Here is a 24,563-nt window from a genome sequence, read left to right on the forward strand (position 1 = left end):
GAACTATGGCACAAAGGACTAGGTTGGGAGATATCCTGAAACCACTTAACTCTGAGTATGGGAAAGTGGCTCCAGGTTGGGGTACTACCCCTGTGATGGCTGTTTTTATTTTGCTATTTTTCGTGTTTTTGCTGATTATTCTGCAACTTTACAATCAATCACTGTTGGTTCAGGATGTATTTGTCGATTGGCGCAGTTTAGGACGCTAACGGATAGACAGCTATCAAGTTTGGATAACAAGTTAAGTTACACCCGGTTCATCCGGGTTTTTTTGTGAATGCTCAGTCCACACTAACTATTGAGTATTCTTATAATATGTGAGTTTCTGTAGTAGTTCCATAGTTTACAGGAGACAAAAATGAATATATTTGGTATCGGTCTGCCAGAAATGGGTGTAATTATGGTAGTGGCGCTGTTAATCTTTGGCCCCAAAAAGCTACCAGAAATTGGTCGGAGTGTGGGCAAAACAATTCGTAGCTTCCAAGAAGCTTCCAAGGAGTTTCAAAGCGAGTTTCAAAAAGAAGCAGAACAGTTAGAAGAAGTTGTCAAAACTACTGCTGAATTGGAACCTAAGCAAATCTACCCTGCTAAATCTGAGCAGGATACTGCTAGTTCTTCTCAACCTAGCTAGTAGTTTGTCAAGTTGAAATTGATGGTTAAGCAAGTTCGTAGTAAGGACTTTAGTCCTTAATTTTCTAAGCACTAAAGTGCCTACTACAAACCTTAAAAACTATCTTGACAAAATACTAGTAATGTGTTGCACATCAATTGACTGTAGGCAAAATGACAGAAGCTGTTACGCAACCAGCTTTGGTGATTCCCCAACTAATTGTTGGGTTGGGGAATCCAGAAGCTAAGTATGACCAAACACGACATAATATCGGCTTTGCGGCTGTAGAAACTCTCTCTCGTTCTTGGCGCATTTCCTTAGCAGAAAACCGCAAGTTTCAGGGTGAGTATGGCGAGGGTATGGCCCCAGGTGGAGGTAAGATTCGCTTACTAAAGCCGTTAACCTATATGAATCGCTCAGGACAAGCAATACAAGCGGTGACAAATTGGTATAAATTGCCACCTGAGTCAGTGCTGATAATTTATGACGATATGGATTTGCCCTTGGGAAAAACTCGTCTACGCTTATCTGGTTCGGCTGGGGGACATAACGGCATGAAAAGTGCGATCGCACATCTTAGTACCCAAAACTTTCCCCGTTTGCGAATCGGTATTGGTAAACCCAAAGGTGCAGCTGATAACGATGATTCCGGTGCTATCTCCCATGTGCTGGGGCGATTTTCCTCTGCGGAGAATCAGCAGATGTCTCTTGTACTTCAGTTCGTGGTTGAGTGTCTTGAACTAAGCCTCAAACAGGGAGTGGAAAAGGCGATGAATGTTTGTAATAGCCGCACCATTAATAATTCTGAGTCTTAGGGTTAGATGAATACTGCCCTATCAGCTTGCGAAAGGAAGCTAACCGATGTTTAAAGGCGCTTATTTTGGTTGATGGGTAGCGCTTTTAGCTTCTTCCATCCAACCAAGATAAAGCCCTTAACGTTCTCTGTGCTTAGGAAAAGCGACTCATCTATACCCTAATTGTCGGTGCGGCATAGTTTTCTTATAGGTTTTATTTAAAACGTCTGGTTCGTCTAGCTGCTACTGCCTTACGTTTGCGTTTTTCTATCGGTGTTTCAAAGTGCCGATGATATTTCACATCAGCTAATATCCCAGCTTTGGAAACCTGGCGTTTAAACCGACGCAAAGCTGAGTCTATTCCTTCGTTCTCTCCTAGAAGCACCTGGGTCATTCTTGACTTTTCCTCATCATCAATAGTTTCTATTCTAATATTACTCTCAACCTTAGTAAAACCCCCCTGAGCTAAAGTCATCGTTAAGAGACTATTCATCTAGTTGGCGCTGGTTATGTGTGCTTCTAAATCGTGAAATCGGCACTTAACCAAAAGTTAATTTAAGCGCTCTAAGAGGATGTTTGAAAAGTCCTATTGTCGGTATCAAAAATTTTAGATCACCCCTAACCCCCCTTAAAAAGCTACGGTGTACACACAAGTCGAAAAAAGATCAATTTCTCATCATTGTTCTCTCGTTTATCTCGTTCCTATGCTCTGCATAGGAATGCCTGATTAGAGGCTCTGCCTCTAGTCAGATATTGAGTCAGAGACTCAATGAATGCATTCCCAGTCGGAGACTGGGAACGAGGAAAGTCTTATCAAGCCAGGTTTTTAGGACTTGTGTGTACACCGTAGCCTTAAAAAGGGGGAACCGGAATTAAAGTCCCCCAATTTATCGGGGGATTTAGGGGGATCTAAAAGTGACTAAAGTCACAGCGAAACACTTTTCAAACAACCTCTAATACAGTCTTAGCACTATTAGACCAGATGAGAAATTCATAATGTCAAATTTTGCTGACTTTAATATAATCTGGTGAGCAATGTAGTTTTTACTACTATAATAAACCTCATTTATTCGTAAGAAAAAAAATCCCCAACTTCTTTGATAAATTGGGGAACTATGACTTTTAACTCTCACTAATTAAATAGGATTGCTATACTAAATATGAGAAAATATGATTAGGTTTGCAAATTTCAAAAGTTGATTCTACCCTCATTAAATAATTTATATCCGGCTGCTAATGAGGCAAAAGCAACAAATAAATTCCATAAGCTAGTTGATCTGAAAATTACTCCACCACTCAAGAAAACTAGTACTACGCCAATACCTAATAAAATCCATCCAAGCTGACTAGCTTCTCTGCGAAAAAACACCAATGTAAACACACCTGACATAATTGCTAATACGGAAATTGTAGCTGGTAATCTTCTCGAAAAAGGTATATAGTAACCGCTAACAAATATAATATTTTGACCAAAAAAGTATAAACCTGTGAAAAGTAGAATTAAACCTATAACTTTGATTAACAATCTGCCCATAATATTTTTACATTTTTAATGGTTGAAGCCAATTTTAACCCGATTTATAGTGGAGTTTTTAAATTACTACTAAATTTTACGTTAAGTTAATTAAATTTAAGTGAATATACTGTATGTAAGTCCAGCCTGTCTGAAGATATCAGTACGAGTAACCTTAATTACATCAAGTAGTCCTTGCCAGGGTGTAATCAAGGTGCTTTAATAGCGATGTCTGACGACAAGAAGCAAAGCTTCTACGCATTCTGCTGTTTTACAGAATGCATACAAGACGCGCAGCGACTCAACATCGCTGCTGGTGTTGATAAAATTACAGACTCAAAACATAAAACTCAAAGATATGACAAGCTAGTAGCATATCTTTGACACTAAATTCTCCCAAAGCTGAATAGGAGCATACATGGAGCCAATTATTGCTATAGTTTTAGCCCTTATAGGTTATGCATTAGGTTCTGCAAAACTGATTAATCAAGGAAATGAAGCCCTAGTCGAACGCTTGGGGCGGTATCATCGGAAACTTAAGCCGGGGCTGAATTTTATCGTTCCCTTGGTCGATCAGATTGTGATGGAAGATACTACACGAGAGCAGTTTACAGACATTAAACCTCAAAATGTGATTACCCAAGATAATATTTACGTCGAAGTGGACGCTATTGTGTACTGGCGCATCAGAGATATTGAGAAAAGCTTTTACGCTATTGAGGATCTGCAAGGAGCATTAACACAGCTGACCACAACCACACTCCGGGAAATTATTGCTCAGAATACCCTAGAGCAGACCAATGTCTCCAGAGCGGAGATGGACGCAGCTATCTTAGACCAGTTAAATAATATAACGGCAGATTGGGGAGTTGAAATTCTCCGGTTAGATATTCAGAGAATTACTTTACCTGAGAGTGTGCGAAAGTCTAGAGAAGAGGAGCAAGCTGCCGTCATCAAAAAACGGGCGTTGATTACCGAAGCAGAAGGGGAAAAGGAAGCTGCTATTAAAAAAGCAGAAGGAACTATGGCTTCAGTGCAAATTATTTCTCAAGCTCTCCGTGCCAATCCAGATAGTAGGGACATTTTGCGGTATCTAGTGGCTCAAGATTACGTAGATGCTAGCCAAAAACTCGGTGAGAGCAATAATGCCAAAATTGTCTTTGTAGACCCAGCTAACTCAAGTGAAATGTTTCAGGAGTTGATAGCCGAGTCAGTAACTCAAGAAGGTAACGGCAAAAAAACCGAAGAACGGTAATAGCTAACAATCACGCTGTGTAGCTTGTCTCAATAGGGCATCGGCTACTAGTGAAACATCACGCATTTCTTGAACATCGTGAACTCGGAGGATATCAGCGCCATTAAAAATAGCAGCACAACAAGCTGCTGCCGTTCCCCAAACTCGTGCTTTGGGATCTGGTTGATTTAAAATGCGACCAATGAAACTTTTACGAGATGCTCCTACTAAGATAGGGCAGTTGAGTTTTGTTAGCGATCGCAAATCGCGAAAAATTTCTAAATTTTGCTCATAGTTTTTCGCAAAACCAATACCAGGATCAATAATAATTTTATCCAGGTCAATGCCCGCAGTAGTTGCTGCCTCAATTTGCCGAGCCAAAAAACTATAAATTTCTGTGAGCAAATCTTGGTAATCAGTCTGTTGTTGCATTGTCTGTGGTGTTCCTCGGATGTGCATTAAAATCATCGGCACACCTAACTCTGCAACTGTTGGCAACATTTCTGAGTCAAAAGTGCCGCCAGAAATATCATTAATCATATCCGCTCCAGCTTCTACACATGCCCTAGCTACAGCAGCACGAGTAGTATCTACAGAAATCGGGACTGAAATTTCTGGTCTTATTACTTGTAGCACCGATAGAACCCGGTCAAGTTCCTCCGCCAGAGTTATTTGCTTTGCTCCTGGTCGAGTCGATTGACCGCCCACATCAATCATGTCAGCACCAGCGGCTACCAGTGCTTGCGCCTGTACTAAAGCAGCAGAGGTAGTGTTAAACTCACCCCCATCGCTAAAGCTATCAGGCGTCACATTCAAAATACCCATCAAATAAGTCCGCTGTCCCCAATCGAAACAGCGTCCTCGAATTATCAAGTTCCTTGGCATAAATCTACATTAGGCATTCCCATGCTCTGCATGGGAACGAAAAGAAGGCACATTACACTGACTGAAAATTCACAATCCGAGCGAAACTCTCAGGTTCTAAACTTGCTCCTCCCACTAAAACGCCATCAATTTCTGGTTGAGCCATGATTTCATCGATATTATTAGGCTTGACTGAGCCGCCATATTGAATTGATACATTTGGATTAGTCAACTGGCTACGAATCAAGCCAATAATCCGATTAGCTTCCCCTGCTTCACAAGTTTCACCAGTACCAATCGCCCAAATTGGTTCGTATGCAATTACCAAATTACTCTGATCAATATCTACCAAGCCTTTGTCGAGTTGGAGAGCAATCAGTGATTCAGTTTCTCCCGCATCTCGTTGTTGTTTAGTTTCCCCAACACAGAGAATTGGAGTCAAACCAAACCTTTGAGCAGTTCGGAGGCGCAGATTAACGGTGGCGTCCGTTTCCCCAAAGTATTGCCGTCGTTCGCTATGACCGACAATCACAAAGCGCACGCCACTTTCTGTCAGCATTGGGCCAGAAATCTCACCCGTATAGGCTCCATATTCTTCCCAGTGGACATTTTGCGCCCCCAGTTGGATGAGGCTACCGTGCAAAGTCTTGGACAAAACGCTTAAATCAGTGAAAGGAGGGCACAATATCACTTCTCGCCCTTGGGGGGTTTCCTCTAAGTGGGGCAGAAATCCTCGGAGAAACTCTTGGGTTTCTGCCTGAGTTTTGTACATTTTCCAGTTGCCGGCAATAACGATTTTCCGCACAGGTAATTTAGTCAAGATCCTAACGCGTTATATTAGATGCATTTTTCAGTTTATGACTTTTTGTTAGTCATTAGTCATTAGTCTCTGGGAATTGGGAATTGGGCATTGGGCATTGGGTAAAAATTATTCTTATCTTGTTCTCTTTGTCTCGTCTCGCCAAAGCCTTGCTAAAAATAACTAGGATGGTAGAGGGAGTGTATATAAAATCCAAAATCTAAAATCTAAAATCCAAAATCCAAAATTTCAAATTAATATGACTTCGACATTGCCTGTGCCTGAACCTCATCAAAGCGATTCTGCTAACACTGACCCAAATTCTCTCAGTTGGGAAGAAGAACTAGATAGTGCCATTTTCAGTTTTGAGGACATTCAAACAGAACTGAATTATAAACAAGCACAAACGGCGCTACGAAACTTGGTAGCTAATCTCGACCTCACTCCCCAAGAAAAAACCGGCTTAGAGACGGAAATTGCTGAGTTGGAAACCATGCTGGGAAAGTTAGACCGGATGGTGGTGCAGATTGCGGCTTTTGGCATGGTGGGACGTGGGAAGTCTTCGCTACTCAATTCTTTGGTTGGGCAAACAGTATTTGAAACTGGGCCGTTGCACGGTGTCACCCGTGCTGCACAAAGAGTTAATTGGAGTATCAGCGAGGAAATGATTGGGGAAACTGAACGTGCTTTGCGAGTCACTCTCCCTGGTGTAGGTCAATCGCAGGTGGAATTAATTGATACTCCTGGGTTGGACGAAGTAGATGGTGCAACCCGTGCCGCCTTAGCTGAACAGATTGCTAAACAAGCGGATTTGATTCTGTTTGTGATTTCTGGCGACATGACGAAGCTAGAATACACCGCCCTTTCTCAGTTGCGAGAAGCAGGTAAACCGATCATTTTGGTGTTTAACAAAGTAGACCAGTATCCAGAAGCAGACCGGATGGCAATTTATCACAAAATCCGCGATGAAAGGGTGCGGGAATTACTTACACCTTTAGAAATTGTCATGGCTGCGGCATCGCCATTGGTAAAGACGGCGATTCGTCGCCCTGATGGTACGAGGGGTATACAGTTGCGTACAGGGAATGCCCAAATCGATGAACTGAAGCTGAAAATTTTGGAAATTCTGCATCGTGAGGGTAAAGCCTTGGTTGCTCTTAATACCATGCTTTATGCAGATGTTGTCAATGAGCAATTAGTTGAGCGAAAACTGATGATTCGGGAGCAGAATGCCAATCAGTTGATTTGGAAGGCTGTGATGACTAAGGCATTAGCGATCGCACTTAATCCCGTAACTGTGGTAGATATTCTGAGTAGTGTGGTCATTGATATTGCTCTAATTTTAGGTTTATCTAAACTCTATGGCTTCTCGATGACCGAAGCCGGGGCTGTACAATTGCTACAAAAAATTGCCCTGAGTATGGGCGGCATCGGTGCGAGTGAATTATTAGCAAATTTGGGCTTGAGTGGATTGAAAACTTTACTTGGGATCTCTGCAACAGCTACAGGTGGCATTGCGCTAGGCCCTTATCTATCGGTGGCAATCACCCAAGGGGGAGTAGCTGGTGTTTCTTCTTACGGTATTGGACAAGTTACCAAAGTTTATTTAGCCAATGGCGCGACTTGGGGGCCTGATGGGCCGAAAGCAGTAATTAATCGGATTTTGACAAACCTGGATGAGACTTCAATTCTCAACCGCATTAAAGATGAATTACTCTACAAGGTAAAACTCAAAAAGTGATATATAGCGGTTCTCGTTTATATGCAATACACTTTGACCTCTCTCCAAACCTCTCTCCTAAAAGGAGAGAGGCTTTGAATCTTACTCCCCAACGCTAGTAGGGAAGGGGTTGGGGGTTAGGTCTGTATTCCACTCAACTGAGAAGCGCTATATAAACTAACCTATCCAATCTTTTCAGATAGACTAAAAAGCCCACCTTTGGCTACGGGCGGGCAAGACACGCACCCTAGTTATGCAATTTCAGTATGGAACAGCTTATTTCAGAGCGCAGTACCATCAAACGCACTCTTGTAAGCATCAGCAGTTTCTATCCCAAAACCTCCAGCTTCCACATGACGAACTAGCGATTGGATGATGGGTGTAGCAATACTAATACCAAATAAAGCATTGAAACCTGCGACAACAACTGGTGCCGACAAAATGACTGTAAATTCTGGAAATAAAGCTAACACAGCCACCAAAACCAAAAAAACAATTGGTGTTGCAATACCTGCTGCCTTTGCTGCTTCAAAAATTAGATTTTTATACTCTTCAACAGTAATATCACCCCGATAAAGATCCAAAGAGTAAGAAATTGCCGTTACTATAACCTGGGTGAGAATAGCTGTTCCTGTTGCAGTAATACCAAGTTTGGCGATTGTTCCAGAATTGCTGACAATAGAATCTACCGCATTATAAACCCGAATATAAAACTGTTCGCCAACGGTCATTACTTTGGCACCTCGGCGGAGATTGTCAACACCTACTTCCCAAAGGATATTATCAGCAGCATTTGATCCACCTTTAGAACGTGGATTGATGTGGCTACCATGCTTATCTCTAAGAAATTGACGAATTGTATATTCTTTGGCTCCAAGCTTTGATGTGCCAGGAATTTTCTCAAAAAGCTTCATGACATCTGCATCCGAGCGAGGTAAGTCTCCCACGCGAACACCAGCACGATATCTCAGCCTATTTGCAATCTTGGGCATCTCTTGAGCTAATTCGGCAGCTGTCTTTGGTAAATTTTGCAAAGCATCAGCCATAACCATGCTGGATGCGGCAACTCCAACAGCATTTTGTTGAAATGTTTTACTAACATTTTGAACAGTTTGAAAACCTGATTGTGCTGCGATAGTTGACAAATTTTGTAAATCATTAACTGCATGGACACTTGAAATAGTTATCTCGGCAGTAGCGTTCTTCATTCCATCAACTACTTCATCCATCCCATTTACTACATTATTAGCTGCTTCTTGAGCTTTATCCCTAACCATATCTACCAACTTCTGTGCTTGGTTGATAAAATCCATGTTTTAATAACCTTTCATTTCTGCTGTGGAGTGTTTGCTCCAGTTTCTCTTTCTAAAACGAAGAACCACCTCAGCATTCATGACCAATTTACTTCCAAAATTGTTAAAGAGATAGTGATCAATTTATATAGTTTGTGTATGCTAACTTCATAAACTGAACTATCCGACTATAGCAATCCTACTAAATCAGTTCTGGCATTGGGAAGTAGATGGCGGTATCAGGTAGTCCAAAAGACTAAAGGATTTCTCCCTTACGGCGCTAAAAAAGGTGACTCGGAAAATACATGAGTAGTACAAAACAATACTTCCGACATAGAGATTAATCAGCCATAACTAGATTTTGGATAGATACACTCACACACCTTATTTTCTTAAGATCATCTCAAGAATAAATAATTAGGAATGTAGTCATGGCTGAACAACAGAAACCAAAATCTAATAATCAAGAAGCTACACCTACTGCTTCTGGTGGTTACCAAACCCCCGTAGACGAAAGTATTCGCAAAACTGGCGATGCTGAAAAGAGTGATGCTAAATCCACTGCTACTCCAGAAGCACCAGGAGAAGATTCTGTAGCAGGTAGCCCCAATCAGGGAACTGAGTCACGTTAATCAGTTTGAACTTTCCCAAATGTTAACAAGAAAGTTGTAAACCTAATACAGTAAAAAACGAGTGGATATGTGGTGTAAGAACCACAATTATCTACTCATTTTTTTGTGTCAAAAACTGCATCATCCCTACATAGGTGCGTTAGCGTGGCTTACCACAGGTTTCGCAATCCGAAATCCCAATACATCCATTAGCATAAACATAAGAGTTAAATCTACGTAATAACACGGTACTGTTTATACGTAATAACACTGTACTGTTGAATTTAATGGTCGTCAGCAGCTTGCTATTAGAGCTAAAACTGATGTGATTATATTAGCTACACTTTTGCGAGTATTCCATGAACAAACTGTTAGAAAAATTTGTTGCAGGCGGTTTTAGCTTGGCATTACTGCTATTGTGTGGCGTCGGAACAGCTTCTTACTTAAGTATCCAAAGGTTGACGGAAGAAAAGCGATGGGTAGTTCATACTCATCAAGTCATAAAAGCCCTAGATCATGTACGTATCGGCCTCGGTAATGCTGAAGGAGCACGAAGTAGTTACATTATCACCAAAAACACAGTTTACCGAGAAATTTATCAAGGTGAGAAGCAGAAGGTCTATGAGGTGCTGAAAGTCATCCGACAGCTAAGTAGTGATAACCCTAGCCAACAAGGGCGGCTTGATAAACTTAAACCCCTGATTGCACAGAAATTTTCCCTGCTTGAGCAATCCATTGATTTGGTTGGGCAAGAACGTTTAGATCAATCTACTCAAATAGCGATCGCAGATCGGAGTATAGAGATCCGCGAACAACTCCAGGCAATGGACAATGAAGAAAAAACTTTATTGCAACAGCGGACAGCATTAACAGATGTTCTTTTTCGCCAAATCGTGATTGTAGTTGCTTTGGGGTATGCTTTGAGTTTCCTTTTGCTAATTGTGGTTTACTTACTGCTGCAAAAGCAAATTCGCCTTAATAAGGCTTTATCACAAGAAGCTATTCGTCTGGAACAACAAGCTGCAAAAGCAAAACTAGCAGATATTTTAGAAACTATTACAGATGCCTTTGTTGCCCTCGATCGCAACTCATGCTACACCTACGTCAATCAAAGAGCGGGACAAATGTTCAACAAGCAACCCGCAGACTTAATTGGCAAAAGCATTTGGGAAGTATTCCCCGAAGCTGTTGAACATCAGTTTTATCATGCCTATTTCCAGTCTTTGGCAGAACAGCGAGTCATTCAGATGCAGGAATTTTATCCACCGTTTGACCGCTGGTTTGAATATTGGATGTACCCCTCATCGGAAGGAATATCAATTTTCTTTCAAGATATCACCCGCCAAAAATTGGCAGAAATTGCTCTAGAAGAAAATGAAAGACGCTATCGCTCACTGGTAGTTGCCACTTCTCAAGCTGTCTGGATAGCTGATACTAAAGGAATGCCAAAAGACTTTTCGTCTTGGATCGCTTTAACTGGCCAAAGTGATGCCCAAGTTGAGGGGTGGGGATGGCTTAATGCAATTCATCCTGAAGATCGGGAGTTGTCAGAGTTGTTGTGGACTCAGGCACTAAAGACCAAAAATCTTTACTTTAGTGAACATCGCCTACAGGTTGCAGATGGTAGCTATCGATTTTTTGCCGCGCGTGCAGTTCCCGTCTTAGATGCTGATGACGAGATTCAAGAGTGGGTGGGTACTCACACAGATATTACAGAACAACAAATTGCACTGCGCGATCGCAACCTTGCACAACTTGCACTACAACAGGCTAATGACGAACTAGAAATCAAAGTACAAGCGCGGACGGCAGAATTACAAAAGCTGAATGAGGAACTAAAACGCTCTAACCAAGAGTTAGAGCAATTTGCCTATGTGGCTTCCCACGATTTACAAGAACCATTGCGAGCCGTGACGGGCTATACCCAACTATTAGAAAACGAATATCAAGACCGTCTAGATGAGTCTGCACAGGAATACTTCGCTTATATTATCGATGGGGCAAAGCGGATGCAGCAGTTGATTCAAGACTTGCTAGCTTATTCTCGCATCGGGACTCGCGGTCAAGAATTTGTTCTCGTTGACTGTAATACTGCACTCAGTTTAGCTCTTAATAATTTACATGTAGCGATCGCTCAAAGCAAAGCCATCATCACCCATGATCCTTTGCCCAAGTTACTCGCAGACAAAACCCAAATGGTGCAATTATTCCAAAATCTGATCAGCAATGCCATCAAGTTTTGCCGACAAGAGCCACCCCAGATTCACATTAGCGCCCTCCTTAAGGAACCAGAGAAAGCAGAAGAACAACTCCCCACTCCCCACTCCCACTCCTTACTCAGCACTCAGCACTCAGCACTCAGCACTCCTCACTCAGCACTCCCCACTCAGCACTCAGAATGGCTCATCTGGGTACAGGATAATGGCATTGGTATTAAACCTCAGTATCTTGAACGGATTTTTGAAGTTTTCCGCCGTCTTCATACTCGTCGAGAATTTCCTGGTACAGGTATTGGTCTAGCTATCTGCAAAAAAATCGTCGAGCGGCATGGTGGTCGCATCTGGGCTGAGTCAGAACCGGGCATAGGAACAGTATTTTATCTTACCCTGAACGCAAATTAAGGTATCTTTAGTATATATACTGTACACCTGCTTAATAACATCCTGATAACTGCATGATTCATCATCAGGCATTGCGACCCATTGAAGTTTTGCTAGTTGAAGACTCTCCTAGTGATGCTAACCTAACCATCAAAGGCTTTTTAAATGCTCAAATCCCTAATAACTTGCATTGGGTTGAGGATGGTGAAAGTGCGATCAACTACTTACGAGAGCAAGAAGAATTTACTAATGTTCCCCGTCCCGACTTAATCCTACTCGATCTAAATCTTCCCGGAATGGATGGGCGCGAAGTGCTAACAGAAATCAAATCAGACCCAAATCTTAAATGCATTCCTGTTGTCATAATTACTACTTCATCTGATGAGCAGGATATCCTACGCTCCTATAATCTTAGTGCTAATTGCTACGTAACAAAACCTATTGATATTTACCAATTCATTCAGGTTTTACAGTTGATCAAAGATTTCTGGCTGACAGCAGCAACATTACCACGAAAATAATAAGCTTGCAAATTTAGATTTTTGCCTACAACATCAGAGAATTAAACCCTGTCTGACAAATAGGAAATCAGGTGATTATCTAATAAATTGATATAACCCTGCACTATGGAAAAGCTCACAATTCACATTCTATTAGTAGAAGATAGTGCCAGTGATGCTCATCTGCTACGCCGGATATTTTTACATGCAGATCAAGAACAATGGCAGATGTTACATGTTGAACGGCTATCTGAGGCAATAGATGCTAGCAGGGAAAACTCCGCGTCCACCCTTGAGAATTCTCAGATAATGAGTCGAAGGCAACGAAGATTCGATCTAGTTTTGTTAGACCTCAGCCTCCCAGACTCTATTGGACTCGACACATTGAAAGAATTTCGGGCAGCAGTACCAGATATCCCAGTTGTTGTATTAACAGGCCTTGATGATGAAGATTTAGCACTGCAAGCATTGGCAGAAGGCGCACAAGACTATTTAGTTAAAGATCAAATGACTATACAAAGGTTAGTGCGTGCCATTCGCTATGCCATTGAAAGAAGCGAAATTCTCAACCAACTACGGGAGAGTGAAGAACGCACCCGTCAAGCGCTGGCAAAAGAACAGGAACTCAACGAATTAAAGTCGAACTTTGTAGCAATGGTTTCCCACGAGTTTCGCACCCCTATGACTACGATTCGGACGGCTGTGGATATCCTTGAATACAACAGTGATAAACTAACTGATGGTCGAAAAACTAAATATTTTGATCGAATACAAAATGCTATCAACCAGATGCTTCATCTCTTGGATGAGATATTATTCTTGAGTAAAACAGAAGCAGCCAAACTCGAATACAAACCTACACTTTTAAATTTAGAAAATTTCTGTAACGAACTCACAGACATTCTTCAAGTTAATGCAGGTAGTCAGCACAGCATTATCTTTACTTTTCAAGGGGAATCGACCCAAGCCAAAATGGATGAAGACTTACTAAATTGTATCTTAACCAATTTGATTTCTAATGCCATCAAATATTCCCCTCCGAATAGCACTATTTGGTTTGATTTGATTTGCAAAGATCGCCTCGCAACTTTCCAGGTCAAAGATCAGGGGATGGGCATTCCTCTCAAAGACCAAAGCCATCTATTTCAAACCTTCTATCGCGCCAGTAATGTAGGCGTAATTCAAGGAACAGGATTGGGACTCACTATAGTGAAAAAATGTGTGGAGCTACATAGTGGCCATATTCAATTAGAAAGTGAGCAGGGTATTGGTACAACAGTAATTGTGACTCTGCCACTACAATGATTAGGCAAATAAGATTTGGGCATTGGGCATTGGGCATGGGGCATTGGTTATTAATTACTCTCCTCTACTTCCCCTGCTCCCCCTGCTCCTTCTGCTCCTTCTGCTCCCTCACTCCCCCGCCTATTTTACTACTTGGGGATTTGGCGTTGGACAAGTTTTATTAGCAAAATCACATTGATAAATATAAGTTTCTTGCCAACTCAAGGGAATTTCTAATAAGTCTCGTGTCCCTGTCATACCTTGCCCAATAAATAGCAACAAAGCAATACAGTTTAAAATCGTATGGACGATACGCCAGCGATTAGATTTATCTTGATAAATATCTTGAACAATCGCTAATGAAAAAATCATCAGCAGTGCTGCGGTAATGCCAATATAATAATGTGACCAGTACCACTCATTAGTGCGACGATATACTCCATCCTGACAGCCTAGAATTACTAAACCTGCACCAGTTAAAGTTGCAAAAACTGCCCGCCACACCCGCTGCTTTGCCCGAAACAGGAATACTAAAGAGGCGATGGTTGCAGCAAATATTAACAGTATAAAAACAACTTGAAAAGGTGTTTGATTCCACAATTGATTTTTGATAATGTTTTTGCCAATAGGATAGCTTAATCCGATTAAAGTTAATCCAACAACTGCACTTGTTAGCCATTCGCCTAACTGCTTATGTTCTGTACCCACCACTGGCGGAATTTTGCTCTTACTCCCGGCTAGAGTTTGCAGTCTGCGTTGGCGTGTTTGCCAAGCAAAATTAACTACTGTACCGATGAGTGGAAACACGAATATGACTGCGATCGCTGGATGTACAAGACCAAGAAAATCTGTTAATTGCATACAACACCTTTCAATGAATCACTAAATTCATCTCAAAGGACAATTTAAAGCATCGTACCATTACTTAAATTAATTTCAGATAAGAATTCTGTTTAATATTTATTTTTTTTATTTTTAGCTGATTTTAATCAATCAAATATTTGAATATCTTATAAAAAACTAGAACTTTAGTCAAGAATAGTTTATGTATTCTTCAATACAGGGAAATATTTTGTAATATAAAGTATTATTAGAAATATGTTGTTACATTTTTTTTTAAAGATACGTCAAAAAAATCGGGTGAAATGCTTTTTTCGCAGATAACATTCAGGTGCAAAAGGGCGAAATGTCAAAATTAAAGTTTAGCTACAAACCACCGCAAAATACTGTATCTAAGAAAGTTATTCGATTCCACACAGCAACGCTGATTTTATTAGGCGTTTTTTTCTTATCTGCCATCATTGTAGTAGGATGGTTCGCTGGTGAAGATAGAATTAGTGGGGTTTTTGCTCAAATCAATTACTGGCAAATGCACCCACCAATGTGGTTAGAAGTGCCAAGAATAGATAGTAAATATTTACTATTACCCACTGTCGGATTATTGCTAATTGTGTTTGTGGTGACGAAAATCTCCCCACAACCCCGGATTTGGTCGCAACGTTTAATAGTGGGAATTTTAATTATTTTAACTTTGCGGTATATTCTGTGGCGATCGCTATCTACCTTAAATTTAGTAGATCCTTTGAATGGAGTATTTAGTCTAGGGTTATTTTTTGCAGAGATGTTAATGCTACTCAATACTACTATACAGCTGTTGTTCATGTTGAATATCAAAGAACGTCACCGCGAAGCAGACATGAAATCATTAGCTGTAATTAGTGGTAGCTTTGTACTATCTGTTGATATTTTAATACCAACCTATAACGAACCAGTTTTTATCTTACGGCGAACAATTATTGGTTGTCAAGCGCTAGATTATGCAAAGAAAAGAATCTATCTTTTGGATGATACCAATCGTTCAGAAATGAAAGATTTGGCAGAAGAATTGGGCTGTCACTATATGACGCGACCTGATAACAGTTATGCGAAAGCAGGTAATTTGAATCATGCGATCGCTAAAATAAATGGAGAATTAATTGTAGTTTTTGATGCTGATTTTGTCCCCACCAAAAACTTTCTGACTCGCACTATTGGCTTTTTTCAAGATGAAAAAGTTGCCCTTGTACAAACGCCCCAAAGCTTTTATAATGCTGATCCTATAGCCCGTAATTTAGGCTTAGAAAATGTTCTCACCCATGAAGCAGAAGTATTTCATCGTCAAATTCAAACAAGTCGTGATTCTTCAGGTAGTGCGATTTGTGCTGGTACATCCTTTGTCGTTCGCAGAAGTGCTTTAGATCAGATTGGAGGTTTTGTAACTGAGTCTTTGAGTGAAGATTATTTTACCGGAATTCGCCTATCTGCTCAAGGCTATCGTTTGGTTTATTTAAATGAAAAATTAAGTGCAGGTTTAGCAGCAGAAAATATTATCGGCTATGCAACCCAACGATTAAGGTGGGGACAAGGTACACTCCAGGCGCTATTCATTAAATCTAATCCTTTAAAAATTCCTGGGCTAACCCTCATGCAAAGGTTAGCTTCTTTAGCTGGATTGCTATATTGGTTTGGTAATATTTCGCGTGTTTATTTTTTACTTATCCCATTAGCATATTCATTTTTTGCTGTGATTCCTATCCGTTCAACAGGAGCAGAATTGTTATTTTTTTTATTACCTTACTATTTAGTAAACTTAGCAACCTTTTCTTGGCTAAATTATCGTTCTTGTTCAGCTTTGCTATCAGATATTTATTCACTAATAATATGTTTTCCTTTAGCAGTAAATACCATCCAAGTGATGATTAATCCTTTTGCAAAAGGATTTCAAGTTACACCCAAGGGTATGGTTAAGAATCGCTATATTTTTAATTGGAATTTAGCCCTACCATTGATAATTTTGTTTATCGCTACTGCCGTTAGTTTATGGCTAAATCTGAATATTGATCCCGAAACTACGCAACAAATTACAGGTATAAATTTAGGTTGGATATGGAGTGTTTATAACTTAATAATGATTGGCATTACCCTATTAATTTTAATAGATGCACCGAAAGCAGATATGTATGAATGGTTTGATTTGCGGCGAATAGTGCACCTAAGAGTTGGCGATCAAAATTTGTGGGGTGTGACTACAATGATTTCTGAAGCAGGTGCTGAAATTGCTCTAAATCAAAAGTTACCCGCCTATTTATTTATTAATAAGCCAATAGATATAGAAATTATAGAAGAGAGTTTAAAGTTAACTGGTGAGGTTATGAGTACTGGGTTTAAAGATGAATTTTCCACAGTACGTATTAGGTTTCAATCAGTAAGCTTAAATCAACATCGCCGACTTGTAGAAATCCTCTTTTGTCGTCCGGGACAATGGAAGCACCAGAATGCACCAGGAGAATTATATTCGTTGTTATTGCTATTTAAACTTTTGCTGAAACCACGAATTTTATTTGAGCGAAAAGTAAATGTAAGCGCAATGAAAGTTTCTCAAATCTGATTTTTTATATGATATGCTTCTAATTCTGATCCAATGAGTGAAAATTTTCTACTTTCCAGAGCAAGTAATGATTGTCACCATATACAACATTTGTTTTATACTTGTAATTTGCTTCTATTTGCTTGCGCCAGATATCTGAAGGATTTAGTAAAAAAATATCAGTGAACTCATCAGGAATGTTAGGGATAGTTTGGTCTTTTACTAATTGAAACTGCACTTTTGACTGTAAAAGATAACTGAGAGAAAAGACATTCCCATAATTAATACCAGAATCATCACTAATTAAAAGTGGACGATCGACCTGATTAATAATTTTCGCAACTTGTGGATTACCATAGCTAATAACCTTACTCCACCAAGTTTCTGCCTGGGAACTCACCCCACAAGAAACTAGCCCACAAATAATTACTAGTCCCATAATTGTTTGCCAGATTCTTCGGCGTACAAGACTCTTACTATGTAGCTGCGTAGCCAATAGGTAAGCAACAGTTAGTTGAATACCCAAGTAAGAAGGCAATAAATAACGTTCGGAAAGTGAGCGTATACCCCCAAAAGTTACATCTGGTAGCACTAAAGGTAATGCAGGAATCATAATTAAAGTTACGATAAATAACCAGATTTTATAGTTAGTTGTTCGACAAAGAAAATAAATAGAATATCCAATAAAAATTAAAAAAGCTGGCGTAATTACATAGCTAAACGAATTTTCAAACCCAAAATTTAAATCAAGAAAAATCCGGCTCAACTGTAAAAACCAAGATTTAATTAAAATCTCTAGGGGAACTTGCATTTTTGTCCAGGTTGTTGAACTGTCAAATTGCAAAAAGTTATCTATCACAACTAGAATCCAAGGTATGAAGGCAAAAAATCCTGCTAAAGATGCTAATAGATAAGCTTTCACTGTCCGATTCAACCTAAATCTGGCAGTGGCAATTACATAAATTCCATGAGCAATCGCTACAAATCCAGTCAACAAAAATGTATAAAGACTGAGTGCCAAAGTAACTGCATAGATTCCCCAATTTAATATGCGTTGTGCTTTGTTTTTTGATTCCAGACGTAATGCTCGTAGTAACGAGGCACTGCATAGTAATATAGTCACTATCCAGAGAATATATTCTCGTGCTTCTTGGGCGTATACTAGGTGAATAGGAGAGATTGCCATAAGTGCGATCGCAACCTCCGATATCCATACCGATGCTTTAAATAATTCTCGGCATAGCCAGTAAATACTCGGAAAAATCAACAAGCTAATCAAAGCAGATAAACTTCTGATTACCGTCACCGAATTACCAAATATTTGCACCCAAAACCGAGCGATTACATAATACAGTGGTGGATGTTGTGGATCTTCTGTTTCCAAAGACTTAATTGTGTCACTCAAGCCTTTCTCCATATTTGGACTTTGGAATTTGGCAAAACTTTCCTTATTAATTATTCGGCCATTAAATATTTGTTGCCTTGCTTCATTTGCCGTATAACCAGAAATCCGCAATGAAGTGAAAGTCTCATCGTGCCAGTAAACTTTGCTGTCAATGTTAAAAAAGCGAAAAAATACACCAATCATTAATAGAATGACGATGAGAAACCGCAACTTATTTAGAGCAAGTTTGAGATGCCGCATAACAAAAATTTATAATAATTTTTACAAATAACTTTATAACATTTACCCACATCACCAAAAGTTACAGGGTGAGGCATCTAATCTGAAATTTATCACATTATAAGCTGGCGGTTAATTTATTATTAGGTGAGATATTCCGTCGGCGCAAATTACGATTTTTAACCAATTTCCAGACCGAATAATACTTATCTTCATAAATCATATCTGTTTTAAATTTATACTTTTTTTCTATTGTTTCGCGCCGACTCTCTGAAGGATTGAATAAAAATATATCCGTGAAACCATCAGGAATTTTGAGAGTTTTTTGGTTGTTCACCAATAGAAATCGTACTTTTGGTTCCAAAAGATAGCTCAGAGAAAAGACATTCCCATAATTATTGCCCAAAGCATCACTAATCAAAAGTGGACGATTACTCTGATTGATAATTTGGGCAACTTGTGTATTGCCATAATTCATATCCTTATTCCACCAAGTTTCTGCTTGAGAACTCGCCTTAGAAGAAATCAAACCACAAATAATCACTAATGCCATGATTATGTGCCAAATGCTCCGGCGTGCCACGCTCCCATTATATAGTTGCGTAGCTAGTAGATAAGCAACAGCTACTTGGATTCCTACATAAGATGGTATTAAATACGGTTCTGGAGATGATCGTATACCTCCAGTAATTAAATCTGGCAGTATTAGAGGTAGTGCTGGTACTACAATCAATGAGATGATAAAAGACCAGACTTTATAGTTAGTTGTTCGATAAAGAAAATAAATTGAATATCCTACTAAAGTTAAAAAAATTGGTGTAATTAAATAGCTTAGAGAATTTTCTGAACTCAGATTTATATCAAAAAAAATTCGGCTTAACTGCATCAGCAAAAATGGAAATACAGATATGAAAGATGACTCCGCGGTTGTTTTATCTGCTGAAATCAAAAACTGAAAAAAGTCACCAATTACAACTGTTATCCAAGGCATGAAGGCTAAAAAAGCTACCAGTGATGCTAGCAGATAAGTTCTGACAGTTCCAGTAAACTGAAATTTGGCAGTGATGATCACATAAATTCCGTGAGCAACTGCTATAAATGCACTCCAAAGAAATGTATAAAGACTGATGGCTAAAGTTACTGCATAAATGCTCCAAATAGCGAATAAATCTGGTCGTTGTCGTTTTTTTGCTAGCTCACCTTCTAGCCGTATAGCTCGCAGCAGAGACGCACCAGATAGTAAGATTGTGACTAACCAAAGAATATATTCTTGTGCTTCTTGAGCGTATACTAGGTGAATTGGAGAAATTGCCATGAGTGCGATCGCTACACCAGGAACCGATAACGGCACATTAAATAATTCTCGGCATAGCCAATAAACGCAAGGGAAAACTAGTAAACTGATACAGGCTGATAAACTTCTAATCGCCGTCACCGAATTACCAAATATTTCCATCCACAATCTGGCTATTATGTAATAAAGCGGTGGATGGTAAGGATCTTGTTTTGCCAAAGTCATGATTGTGTCATTTAAGCTTTTTTCTGGATTTACACCTTGAAACTGGGCAAAACTTTCTCCGCCAATGACGCGATTATTAAAAAGTCGCTGTTTTGCTTCATCAATTGTGTAACCAGAAATCCGCAATGAGGTATAAGTTTCATCATGAGAGTAAACTTTACCATCAAGGTTAAAAAAGCGAAACAATATACCCATCGCCAATAATAAAATAATTAAAAATCGCAACCAACTCGGAGCAAATTTGAGATGGCGCATAAGTGGTTTTCCTAAAATTTTTCTCAAATCATCTGATTAAGTGGACTGGATGAGGTGTCTCAGCTACGCCCGTAGTAGACATCGCCAAGACTTCAAGCGGAGCCTATTTGTTCAACATCGCCAACCGTACTTTAATTTAATTGGGAAGATTGGCAATTAACACCTCTCCTTTATTAACTACAAAAACAAATGAGCAAGGTTGTATCAAATCCCGCAAAACTGGACTTAATTTTAAAACCAAGATATCGATGGAGTGTAAAATACACCAAGTGTAGCCGCATCTGTGGTAAGGCTAATAGGCTAATCCACAGCTATAGTGCATTTAGCGATACGCCCTTAGTATTGTTGACTGATCAGAATTCGAGATAGCAGTTTAAAGTAGCTGTATCAGCAGATTGAGAATACTCTCTGAGCAAAATCAACTCTTGCTTTTAACCTATGCGAGGCTAGATCGCACAGATGCCACAGCAGAATTTCTTGCGTTCGATTCCAAAAGGGTTATTGAGGATGCCACTCCGTGTAGCTCTTGTAGTGCCATTCGTCATGCAAATCTCTGCTGCTGTAGGCTTAACAGCATTCTTATCATTAAAAAATGGTCAGAAAGCTGTTAATGATGTTGCTACTCAGTTGCAAAATGAACTTACGACTCGGATTCATCAACATGTCACCGATTATATAGAGATCCCCCAACTCGTTACTCAGATTAACGCCAATTCTGTCCATATTGGTGAGTTAAGTTTAAAAGATACAAAAAGTTTAGAACGCCATTTATGGCATCAAATGCAGTTATTCAAGCCCTTAAGCCCGATCGCTTTTGCAACTACACAAGGAGAAATTCATTCGGTTGATCGCTTTAAGGATGGTTCACTAGTCATCCGAAAAAAAGATCAATCAACAAGTGATAATTATTACACTTATACCACTGACAATCAAGGTAATATTGTCAAGTTACTTCAAATTAACCAAACCTTTGATCCTCGCACTCGCCCCTGGTATACAAATGCCGTGAAAGCAGGTAAAACTACTTGCACAGAAATTTATTCATATTTCTCTTCATCAGGTCTAGCATTCAGTGCAACCCAACCTCTTTATGACCAGAAAGGTACTTTGCTTGGAGTGACAAATGCAACGTTATCTCTTTCGCAACTGAGTGAGTTTTTGCACAGTTTAAAGATTGGTCGCTCAGGAAAGACATTTATTGTCGAGCATTCTGGAGAGTTAGTAGCAACTTCAACGGCGGAGCAACCATTTATCCTAAGTTATAAGGGAGGAAAAAAGACATCAAAACGGCTCAAAGCGATCGCCAGTAGCGATCGGATCACTCAGCTGACAACACAGTATTTGCAGTCACAATTTGGTAACTTTAGAAACATTTCTTCTAGCCAACAGCTAGAATTTGAAATTGATCATAAGCGGCAATTCGTACAGTTAATGCCCTTTGCAGCTGACTGTGGGCTAAATTGGGTGATTATCGTGGTGGTTCCAGAAGCCGACTTTATGGAGCATATCCAAGCCAACACCCGAACCACTATTTTACTGTGTTTCGGAGCTTTGATAATAGCTACAGTCATAGGAGTGATTACTTCTCATTGGATTACTGAACCAATTCTCTGTTTGAGCGTTGCCTCTAAGGAAATCGCCAATGGGAAGTTAGACCAAACCGTTACAGTAGAGGGTATCAACGAACTAAGAGTTCTTGCTCAGGCTCATAATCAAATGGCTACTCAATTACAAGAGTCATTTGCTGGAATATTAGAGGCTAACAGGCAGTTAGAAGCTGAAATTAACGAGCGTAAGCAGGCAGAAGAACAGTTACGACATAATGCGTTTCACGATGCACTGACAGGTTTACCCAACCGAGCTTTCTTTATAGAGCGCTTAAAAAACACACTCCAGCGAGCCAAGCAGCAGGAGAATTATTTATTTGCTGTGCTATTCCTCGACCTGGATCGGTTTAAGGTGATCAATGACAGCTTAGGACACCTAAAAGGAGATCAATTTCTAATTGCTATTGCCAATAGATTAGAAGTATGTGTACGCTCTACGGATACAGCCGCACGGCTTGGGGGAGACGAATTTACAATCCTGCTTGACGAAATCCAGAGTCTCTCAGATGCCATCAAAGTAGCTGAACGAATTCAACAAGAACTGACATTACCCCTTGAGCTTGACGGGCAAGAAGTATTTACAACAGCAAGTATTGGCATCGCTCTGAGTTCGACAGTAGACTATGACCAACCAGAAAACTTGCTAAGGGACGCTGATACGGCTATGTACCGAGCCAAAGTGCTGGGCAAAGCCCGCTATGAAGTATTCAACCCAGAGATGTATACTAACGCTCTGGTCAGATTGCAGTTAGAGAACGATCTACGGCGAGCGATCGAACGCCACGAGTTTCAGCTTTATTATCAACCGATTGTTTCCCTCACTAATGGCAGAATTTTAGGCTTTGAGGCTCTGCTGCGCTGGCAACATCCTGAGCGTGGTTTGATTTGTCCAACAGATTTTATCCCCCTAGCAGAAGAAACCGGACTGATTGTCAAGATTGGCTATTGGGCACTACATGAAGCGTGCTGCCAAATGCAAAATTGGCGGTTGAGCCATCGGATAAACTCGTTAGAAAAAATCAGCGTCAATCTCTCAGTCAAGCAATTTTCTCAACCGGATTTGATTGAACAAATTGGGCAAATTTTACACTCTACTGGTCTTGATGCTGGCAGTCTCATGTTAGAAATTACTGAAAGTGCAATTCTAGAAAATGGCGATGAGGCAAATGCCGCCCTCTCAGAACTTCGGAAGATGGGCATTGAGTTATCAATCGATGATTTCGGTACAGGCTACTCTTCATTAGGTCGTCTCCATAACTTTCCGATTAGTGTGTTAAAGATTGACCGTTCTTTTGTCAGCCCAACAGATGGTAATGGCAAGAATTTAGAAATTATTGAGACAATTATTACACTGGCACACAAATTAGGTATGGATGTAACTGCCGAAGGAGTGGAGACAAAAGAGCAGCTAGCATTTCTGAGAAACTTGAACTGTGAATGTGGACAAGGATATTTTTTCTCGCGTCCATTGGATAACGCGGCAGCAGTAGAATTAATCTTGAAAAATCCTCAGTGGTAAGGGTTTTTTGAGAGGATTTGGATAGCGCCATCTCACAAAGTCTGCAATATTAGATATAGTTAAAAAATCAATAGTCTTAAACTGCCGATCAATAGCTGGAAGGCTGCATATTTTCGCTCCAATGTTCAAGTATGCCTGCAAAATTTTAGGAATTTCAACAGTATATGAATCTAGACAATTTTGAGGCAGTTCTAGACAAAATTGTGAATTTGGATAAACCAAAATACTTGGATGCATCAAGCCATTCTGCCGAAAATAATCATAAGCGCAAGTAGCTTGCCAGGGACTTTGTGTTAGTAATGATGCACAGCCAAAGAAATATTGGTTTTTACTCCAGATGAGATAATTTGCCAGCCCTTCCCAGAGTAGTAAAAGTGCCTGACTATTGCGATATTCTTTAGTTATACATGTACGCCCAACCTCAACTGATGCCTGAAGCACAGAAGTGGGAATCGCATTAAGATTAAATATATCGGCAGCATCAAAGCCTAGTCTTTGAGAAGCCATTGTATAGGTTTGCATCCGATAAGTTCCAATGGTTTTACCCGTTTGTCTGGAGATCAAGATTAAATGATGGCAAACCGCATCAAACTTATCTATATCCATCTGGGTAAAGTTAGAAGTAGAGAATCCTAAACCCAGTTCAAGATTAAAAACTTCAAAGCGCAACCGAAAAATTGATTCTAGTTCTTCTTTGGTTGATGCCAGGCGTAGGGTATATTTTTCAGTTTGAAGGACGGGAAAATCTTCAAGAGTGGGAGGAGGATTCAGTGAGTAATTGATGTTGCGTCCAGAAACTTCCATCTATCTTC

At 40.0% G+C, this 24,563-nt stretch carries 21 protein-coding genes; 12 read left to right on the forward strand and 9 right to left on the reverse strand.

The window, feature by feature from the left end; translation table 11 throughout:
* Positions 1 to 5 precede the first annotated feature (5 nt).
* The 3 genes from psbH (at position 6) to pth (ending at position 1,425) form a co-directional block, all read left to right on the forward strand.
* Complete coding sequence (psbH, locus tag ACWATR_RS21410) at positions 6 to 209, forward strand: photosystem II reaction center phosphoprotein PsbH (RefSeq protein WP_069073047.1); 204 nt, start codon at positions 6 to 8, stop codon at positions 207 to 209.
* A gap of 149 nt (positions 210 to 358) precedes the next feature.
* A complete protein-coding gene (locus ACWATR_RS21415; RefSeq protein WP_069073044.1) occupies positions 359 to 631 on the forward strand; it encodes a TatA/E family twin arginine-targeting protein translocase in 273 nt (90 codons plus the stop codon).
* 152 nt (positions 632 to 783) lie between these two features.
* Complete coding sequence (gene pth, locus ACWATR_RS21420) at positions 784 to 1,425, forward strand: aminoacyl-tRNA hydrolase (RefSeq protein ID WP_460336768.1); 642 nt, start codon at positions 784 to 786, stop codon at positions 1,423 to 1,425.
* A 193-nt stretch (positions 1,426 to 1,618) separates the two neighbouring features.
* Here pth and rpsU read toward each other — a convergent pair whose 3' ends face one another.
* Positions 1,619 to 1,798: a 30S ribosomal protein S21 gene (gene rpsU, locus ACWATR_RS21425; RefSeq protein ID WP_460340585.1), complete on the reverse strand. Its 180-nt coding sequence runs from the start codon at positions 1,796 to 1,798 to the stop codon at positions 1,619 to 1,621.
* Positions 1,799 to 2,593: 795 nt separating this feature from the next.
* A complete protein-coding gene (locus ACWATR_RS21430; protein WP_460336771.1) occupies positions 2,594 to 2,938 on the reverse strand; it encodes a hypothetical protein in 345 nt (114 codons plus the stop codon).
* 207 nt (positions 2,939 to 3,145) lie between these two features.
* Between ACWATR_RS21430 and ACWATR_RS21435 the strand changes: the two genes are divergently transcribed.
* Positions 3,146 to 3,301 carry a hypothetical protein gene (locus ACWATR_RS21435; RefSeq protein ID WP_460336774.1) on the forward strand — a complete coding sequence of 52 codons (156 nt, stop codon included), beginning with the start codon at positions 3,146 to 3,148 and terminating at the stop codon, positions 3,299 to 3,301.
* Positions 3,302 to 3,335: 34 nt separating this feature from the next.
* Entirely contained in the window at positions 3,336 to 4,172 is an 837-nt protein-coding gene (locus ACWATR_RS21440) for an SPFH domain-containing protein (protein ID WP_460336777.1), read from the forward strand.
* A 3-nt stretch (positions 4,173 to 4,175) separates the two neighbouring features.
* Here ACWATR_RS21440 and folP read toward each other — a convergent pair whose 3' ends face one another.
* Together folP and tpiA are read right to left on the reverse strand one after the other, a co-directional pair.
* Complete coding sequence (folP, locus tag ACWATR_RS21445; RefSeq protein WP_460336780.1) at positions 4,176 to 5,036, reverse strand: dihydropteroate synthase; 861 nt, start codon at positions 5,034 to 5,036, stop codon at positions 4,176 to 4,178.
* Positions 5,037 to 5,088: 52 nt separating this feature from the next.
* Complete coding sequence (gene tpiA / locus ACWATR_RS21450; protein WP_460340588.1) at positions 5,089 to 5,820, reverse strand: triose-phosphate isomerase; 732 nt, start codon at positions 5,818 to 5,820, stop codon at positions 5,089 to 5,091.
* Between the two features lie 253 nt (positions 5,821 to 6,073).
* Between tpiA and ACWATR_RS21455 the strand changes: the two genes are divergently transcribed.
* Positions 6,074 to 7,555, forward strand: coding sequence for a GTP-binding protein (locus ACWATR_RS21455; protein WP_460336783.1), 1,482 nt, complete (start codon positions 6,074 to 6,076; stop codon positions 7,553 to 7,555).
* A gap of 260 nt (positions 7,556 to 7,815) precedes the next feature.
* Here the strand turns inward: ACWATR_RS21455 and ACWATR_RS21460 are convergent, their stop codons facing one another.
* Complete coding sequence (locus ACWATR_RS21460) at positions 7,816 to 8,847, reverse strand: HNH endonuclease (protein WP_460336786.1); 1,032 nt, start codon at positions 8,845 to 8,847, stop codon at positions 7,816 to 7,818.
* 410 nt (positions 8,848 to 9,257) lie between these two features.
* Between ACWATR_RS21460 and ACWATR_RS21465 the strand changes: the two genes are divergently transcribed.
* The 4 genes from ACWATR_RS21465 (at position 9,258) to ACWATR_RS21480 (ending at position 13,842) form a co-directional block, all read left to right on the forward strand.
* Positions 9,258 to 9,458 carry a hypothetical protein gene (locus ACWATR_RS21465; RefSeq protein ID WP_181928605.1) on the forward strand — a complete coding sequence of 67 codons (201 nt, stop codon included), beginning with the start codon at positions 9,258 to 9,260 and terminating at the stop codon, positions 9,456 to 9,458.
* 338 nt (positions 9,459 to 9,796) lie between these two features.
* Complete coding sequence (locus ACWATR_RS21470; protein ID WP_460336790.1) at positions 9,797 to 12,058, forward strand: sensor histidine kinase; 2,262 nt, start codon at positions 9,797 to 9,799, stop codon at positions 12,056 to 12,058.
* Positions 12,059 to 12,111: 53 nt separating this feature from the next.
* Positions 12,112 to 12,558: a response regulator gene (locus ACWATR_RS21475; RefSeq protein WP_460336793.1), complete on the forward strand. Its 447-nt coding sequence runs from the start codon at positions 12,112 to 12,114 to the stop codon at positions 12,556 to 12,558.
* Positions 12,559 to 12,663: 105 nt separating this feature from the next.
* A complete protein-coding gene (locus ACWATR_RS21480) occupies positions 12,664 to 13,842 on the forward strand; it encodes a sensor histidine kinase (protein WP_460336796.1) in 1,179 nt (392 codons plus the stop codon).
* A 120-nt stretch (positions 13,843 to 13,962) separates the two neighbouring features.
* Here ACWATR_RS21480 and ACWATR_RS21485 read toward each other — a convergent pair whose 3' ends face one another.
* The gene (locus ACWATR_RS21485; protein ID WP_460336799.1) at positions 13,963 to 14,682 is read right to left on the reverse strand and encodes a DUF4079 domain-containing protein; all 720 of its coding nucleotides are present in this window, start codon (positions 14,680 to 14,682) and stop codon (positions 13,963 to 13,965) included.
* Positions 14,683 to 15,007: 325 nt separating this feature from the next.
* Here ACWATR_RS21485 and ACWATR_RS21490 point away from each other — a divergent pair, with 325 nt between their 5' ends.
* Entirely contained in the window at positions 15,008 to 17,248 is a 2,241-nt protein-coding gene (locus tag ACWATR_RS21490) for a glycosyltransferase (RefSeq protein ID WP_460336802.1), read from the forward strand.
* A gap of 19 nt (positions 17,249 to 17,267) precedes the next feature.
* On the opposite strand, the gene ACWATR_RS21495 is transcribed toward ACWATR_RS21490, so the two are convergent.
* Both ACWATR_RS21495 and ACWATR_RS21500 read right to left on the reverse strand, forming a co-directional pair.
* A complete protein-coding gene (locus ACWATR_RS21495; protein WP_460336805.1) occupies positions 17,268 to 18,872 on the reverse strand; it encodes a glycosyltransferase family 39 protein in 1,605 nt (534 codons plus the stop codon).
* A gap of 97 nt (positions 18,873 to 18,969) precedes the next feature.
* Positions 18,970 to 20,625: a glycosyltransferase family 39 protein gene (locus ACWATR_RS21500; RefSeq protein ID WP_460336808.1), complete on the reverse strand. Its 1,656-nt coding sequence runs from the start codon at positions 20,623 to 20,625 to the stop codon at positions 18,970 to 18,972.
* Between the two features lie 459 nt (positions 20,626 to 21,084).
* Here ACWATR_RS21500 and ACWATR_RS21505 point away from each other — a divergent pair, with 459 nt between their 5' ends.
* On the forward strand, positions 21,085 to 23,751 hold the full coding sequence (locus tag ACWATR_RS21505) for a bifunctional diguanylate cyclase/phosphodiesterase (RefSeq protein ID WP_460336812.1): 2,667 nt from the start codon (positions 21,085 to 21,087) through the stop codon (positions 23,749 to 23,751).
* On the opposite strand, the gene ACWATR_RS21510 is transcribed toward ACWATR_RS21505, so the two are convergent.
* Positions 23,725 to 24,555, reverse strand: coding sequence for a GNAT family N-acetyltransferase (locus ACWATR_RS21510; protein WP_435026234.1), 831 nt, complete (start codon positions 24,553 to 24,555; stop codon positions 23,725 to 23,727). The genes ACWATR_RS21505 and ACWATR_RS21510 overlap by 27 nt on opposite strands.
* Positions 24,556 to 24,563 lie beyond the last annotated feature (8 nt).

The organism is Nostoc sp. UIC 10890 (assembly GCF_054786515.1).

What these genes read in the sequence shown, in the direction of transcription:
- psbH (WP_069073047.1), top strand. Translation starts at nt 6, where the DNA reads ATGGCACAAAGGACTAGGTTGGGAGATATCCTGAAACCACTTAACTCT.
- ACWATR_RS21415 (WP_069073044.1), top strand. Translation starts at nt 359, where the DNA reads ATGAATATATTTGGTATCGGTCTGCCAGAAATGGGTGTAATTATGGTA.
- pth (WP_460336768.1), top strand. Translation starts at nt 784, where the DNA reads ATGACAGAAGCTGTTACGCAACCAGCTTTGGTGATTCCCCAACTAATT.
- rpsU (WP_460340585.1), bottom strand. Translation starts at nt 1,798, where the DNA reads ATGACCCAGGTGCTTCTAGGAGAGAACGAAGGAATAGACTCAGCTTTG.
- ACWATR_RS21430 (WP_460336771.1), bottom strand. Translation starts at nt 2,938, where the DNA reads ATGGGCAGATTGTTAATCAAAGTTATAGGTTTAATTCTACTTTTCACA.
- ACWATR_RS21435 (WP_460336774.1), top strand. Translation starts at nt 3,146, where the DNA reads ATGTCTGACGACAAGAAGCAAAGCTTCTACGCATTCTGCTGTTTTACA.
- ACWATR_RS21440 (WP_460336777.1), top strand. Translation starts at nt 3,336, where the DNA reads ATGGAGCCAATTATTGCTATAGTTTTAGCCCTTATAGGTTATGCATTA.
- folP (WP_460336780.1), bottom strand. Translation starts at nt 5,036, where the DNA reads ATGCCAAGGAACTTGATAATTCGAGGACGCTGTTTCGATTGGGGACAG.
- ACWATR_RS21455 (WP_460336783.1), top strand. Translation starts at nt 6,074, where the DNA reads ATGACTTCGACATTGCCTGTGCCTGAACCTCATCAAAGCGATTCTGCT.
- ACWATR_RS21460 (WP_460336786.1), bottom strand. Translation starts at nt 8,847, where the DNA reads ATGGATTTTATCAACCAAGCACAGAAGTTGGTAGATATGGTTAGGGAT.
- ACWATR_RS21465 (WP_181928605.1), top strand. Translation starts at nt 9,258, where the DNA reads ATGGCTGAACAACAGAAACCAAAATCTAATAATCAAGAAGCTACACCT.
- ACWATR_RS21470 (WP_460336790.1), top strand. Translation starts at nt 9,797, where the DNA reads ATGAACAAACTGTTAGAAAAATTTGTTGCAGGCGGTTTTAGCTTGGCA.
- ACWATR_RS21475 (WP_460336793.1), top strand. Translation starts at nt 12,112, where the DNA reads ATGATTCATCATCAGGCATTGCGACCCATTGAAGTTTTGCTAGTTGAA.
- ACWATR_RS21480 (WP_460336796.1), top strand. Translation starts at nt 12,664, where the DNA reads ATGGAAAAGCTCACAATTCACATTCTATTAGTAGAAGATAGTGCCAGT.
- ACWATR_RS21485 (WP_460336799.1), bottom strand. Translation starts at nt 14,682, where the DNA reads ATGCAATTAACAGATTTTCTTGGTCTTGTACATCCAGCGATCGCAGTC.
- ACWATR_RS21490 (WP_460336802.1), top strand. Translation starts at nt 15,008, where the DNA reads ATGTCAAAATTAAAGTTTAGCTACAAACCACCGCAAAATACTGTATCT.
- ACWATR_RS21495 (WP_460336805.1), bottom strand. Translation starts at nt 18,872, where the DNA reads ATGCGGCATCTCAAACTTGCTCTAAATAAGTTGCGGTTTCTCATCGTC.
- ACWATR_RS21500 (WP_460336808.1), bottom strand. Translation starts at nt 20,625, where the DNA reads ATGCGCCATCTCAAATTTGCTCCGAGTTGGTTGCGATTTTTAATTATT.
- ACWATR_RS21505 (WP_460336812.1), top strand. Translation starts at nt 21,085, where the DNA reads ATGCCACAGCAGAATTTCTTGCGTTCGATTCCAAAAGGGTTATTGAGG.
- ACWATR_RS21510 (WP_435026234.1), bottom strand. Translation starts at nt 24,555, where the DNA reads ATGGAAGTTTCTGGACGCAACATCAATTACTCACTGAATCCTCCTCCC.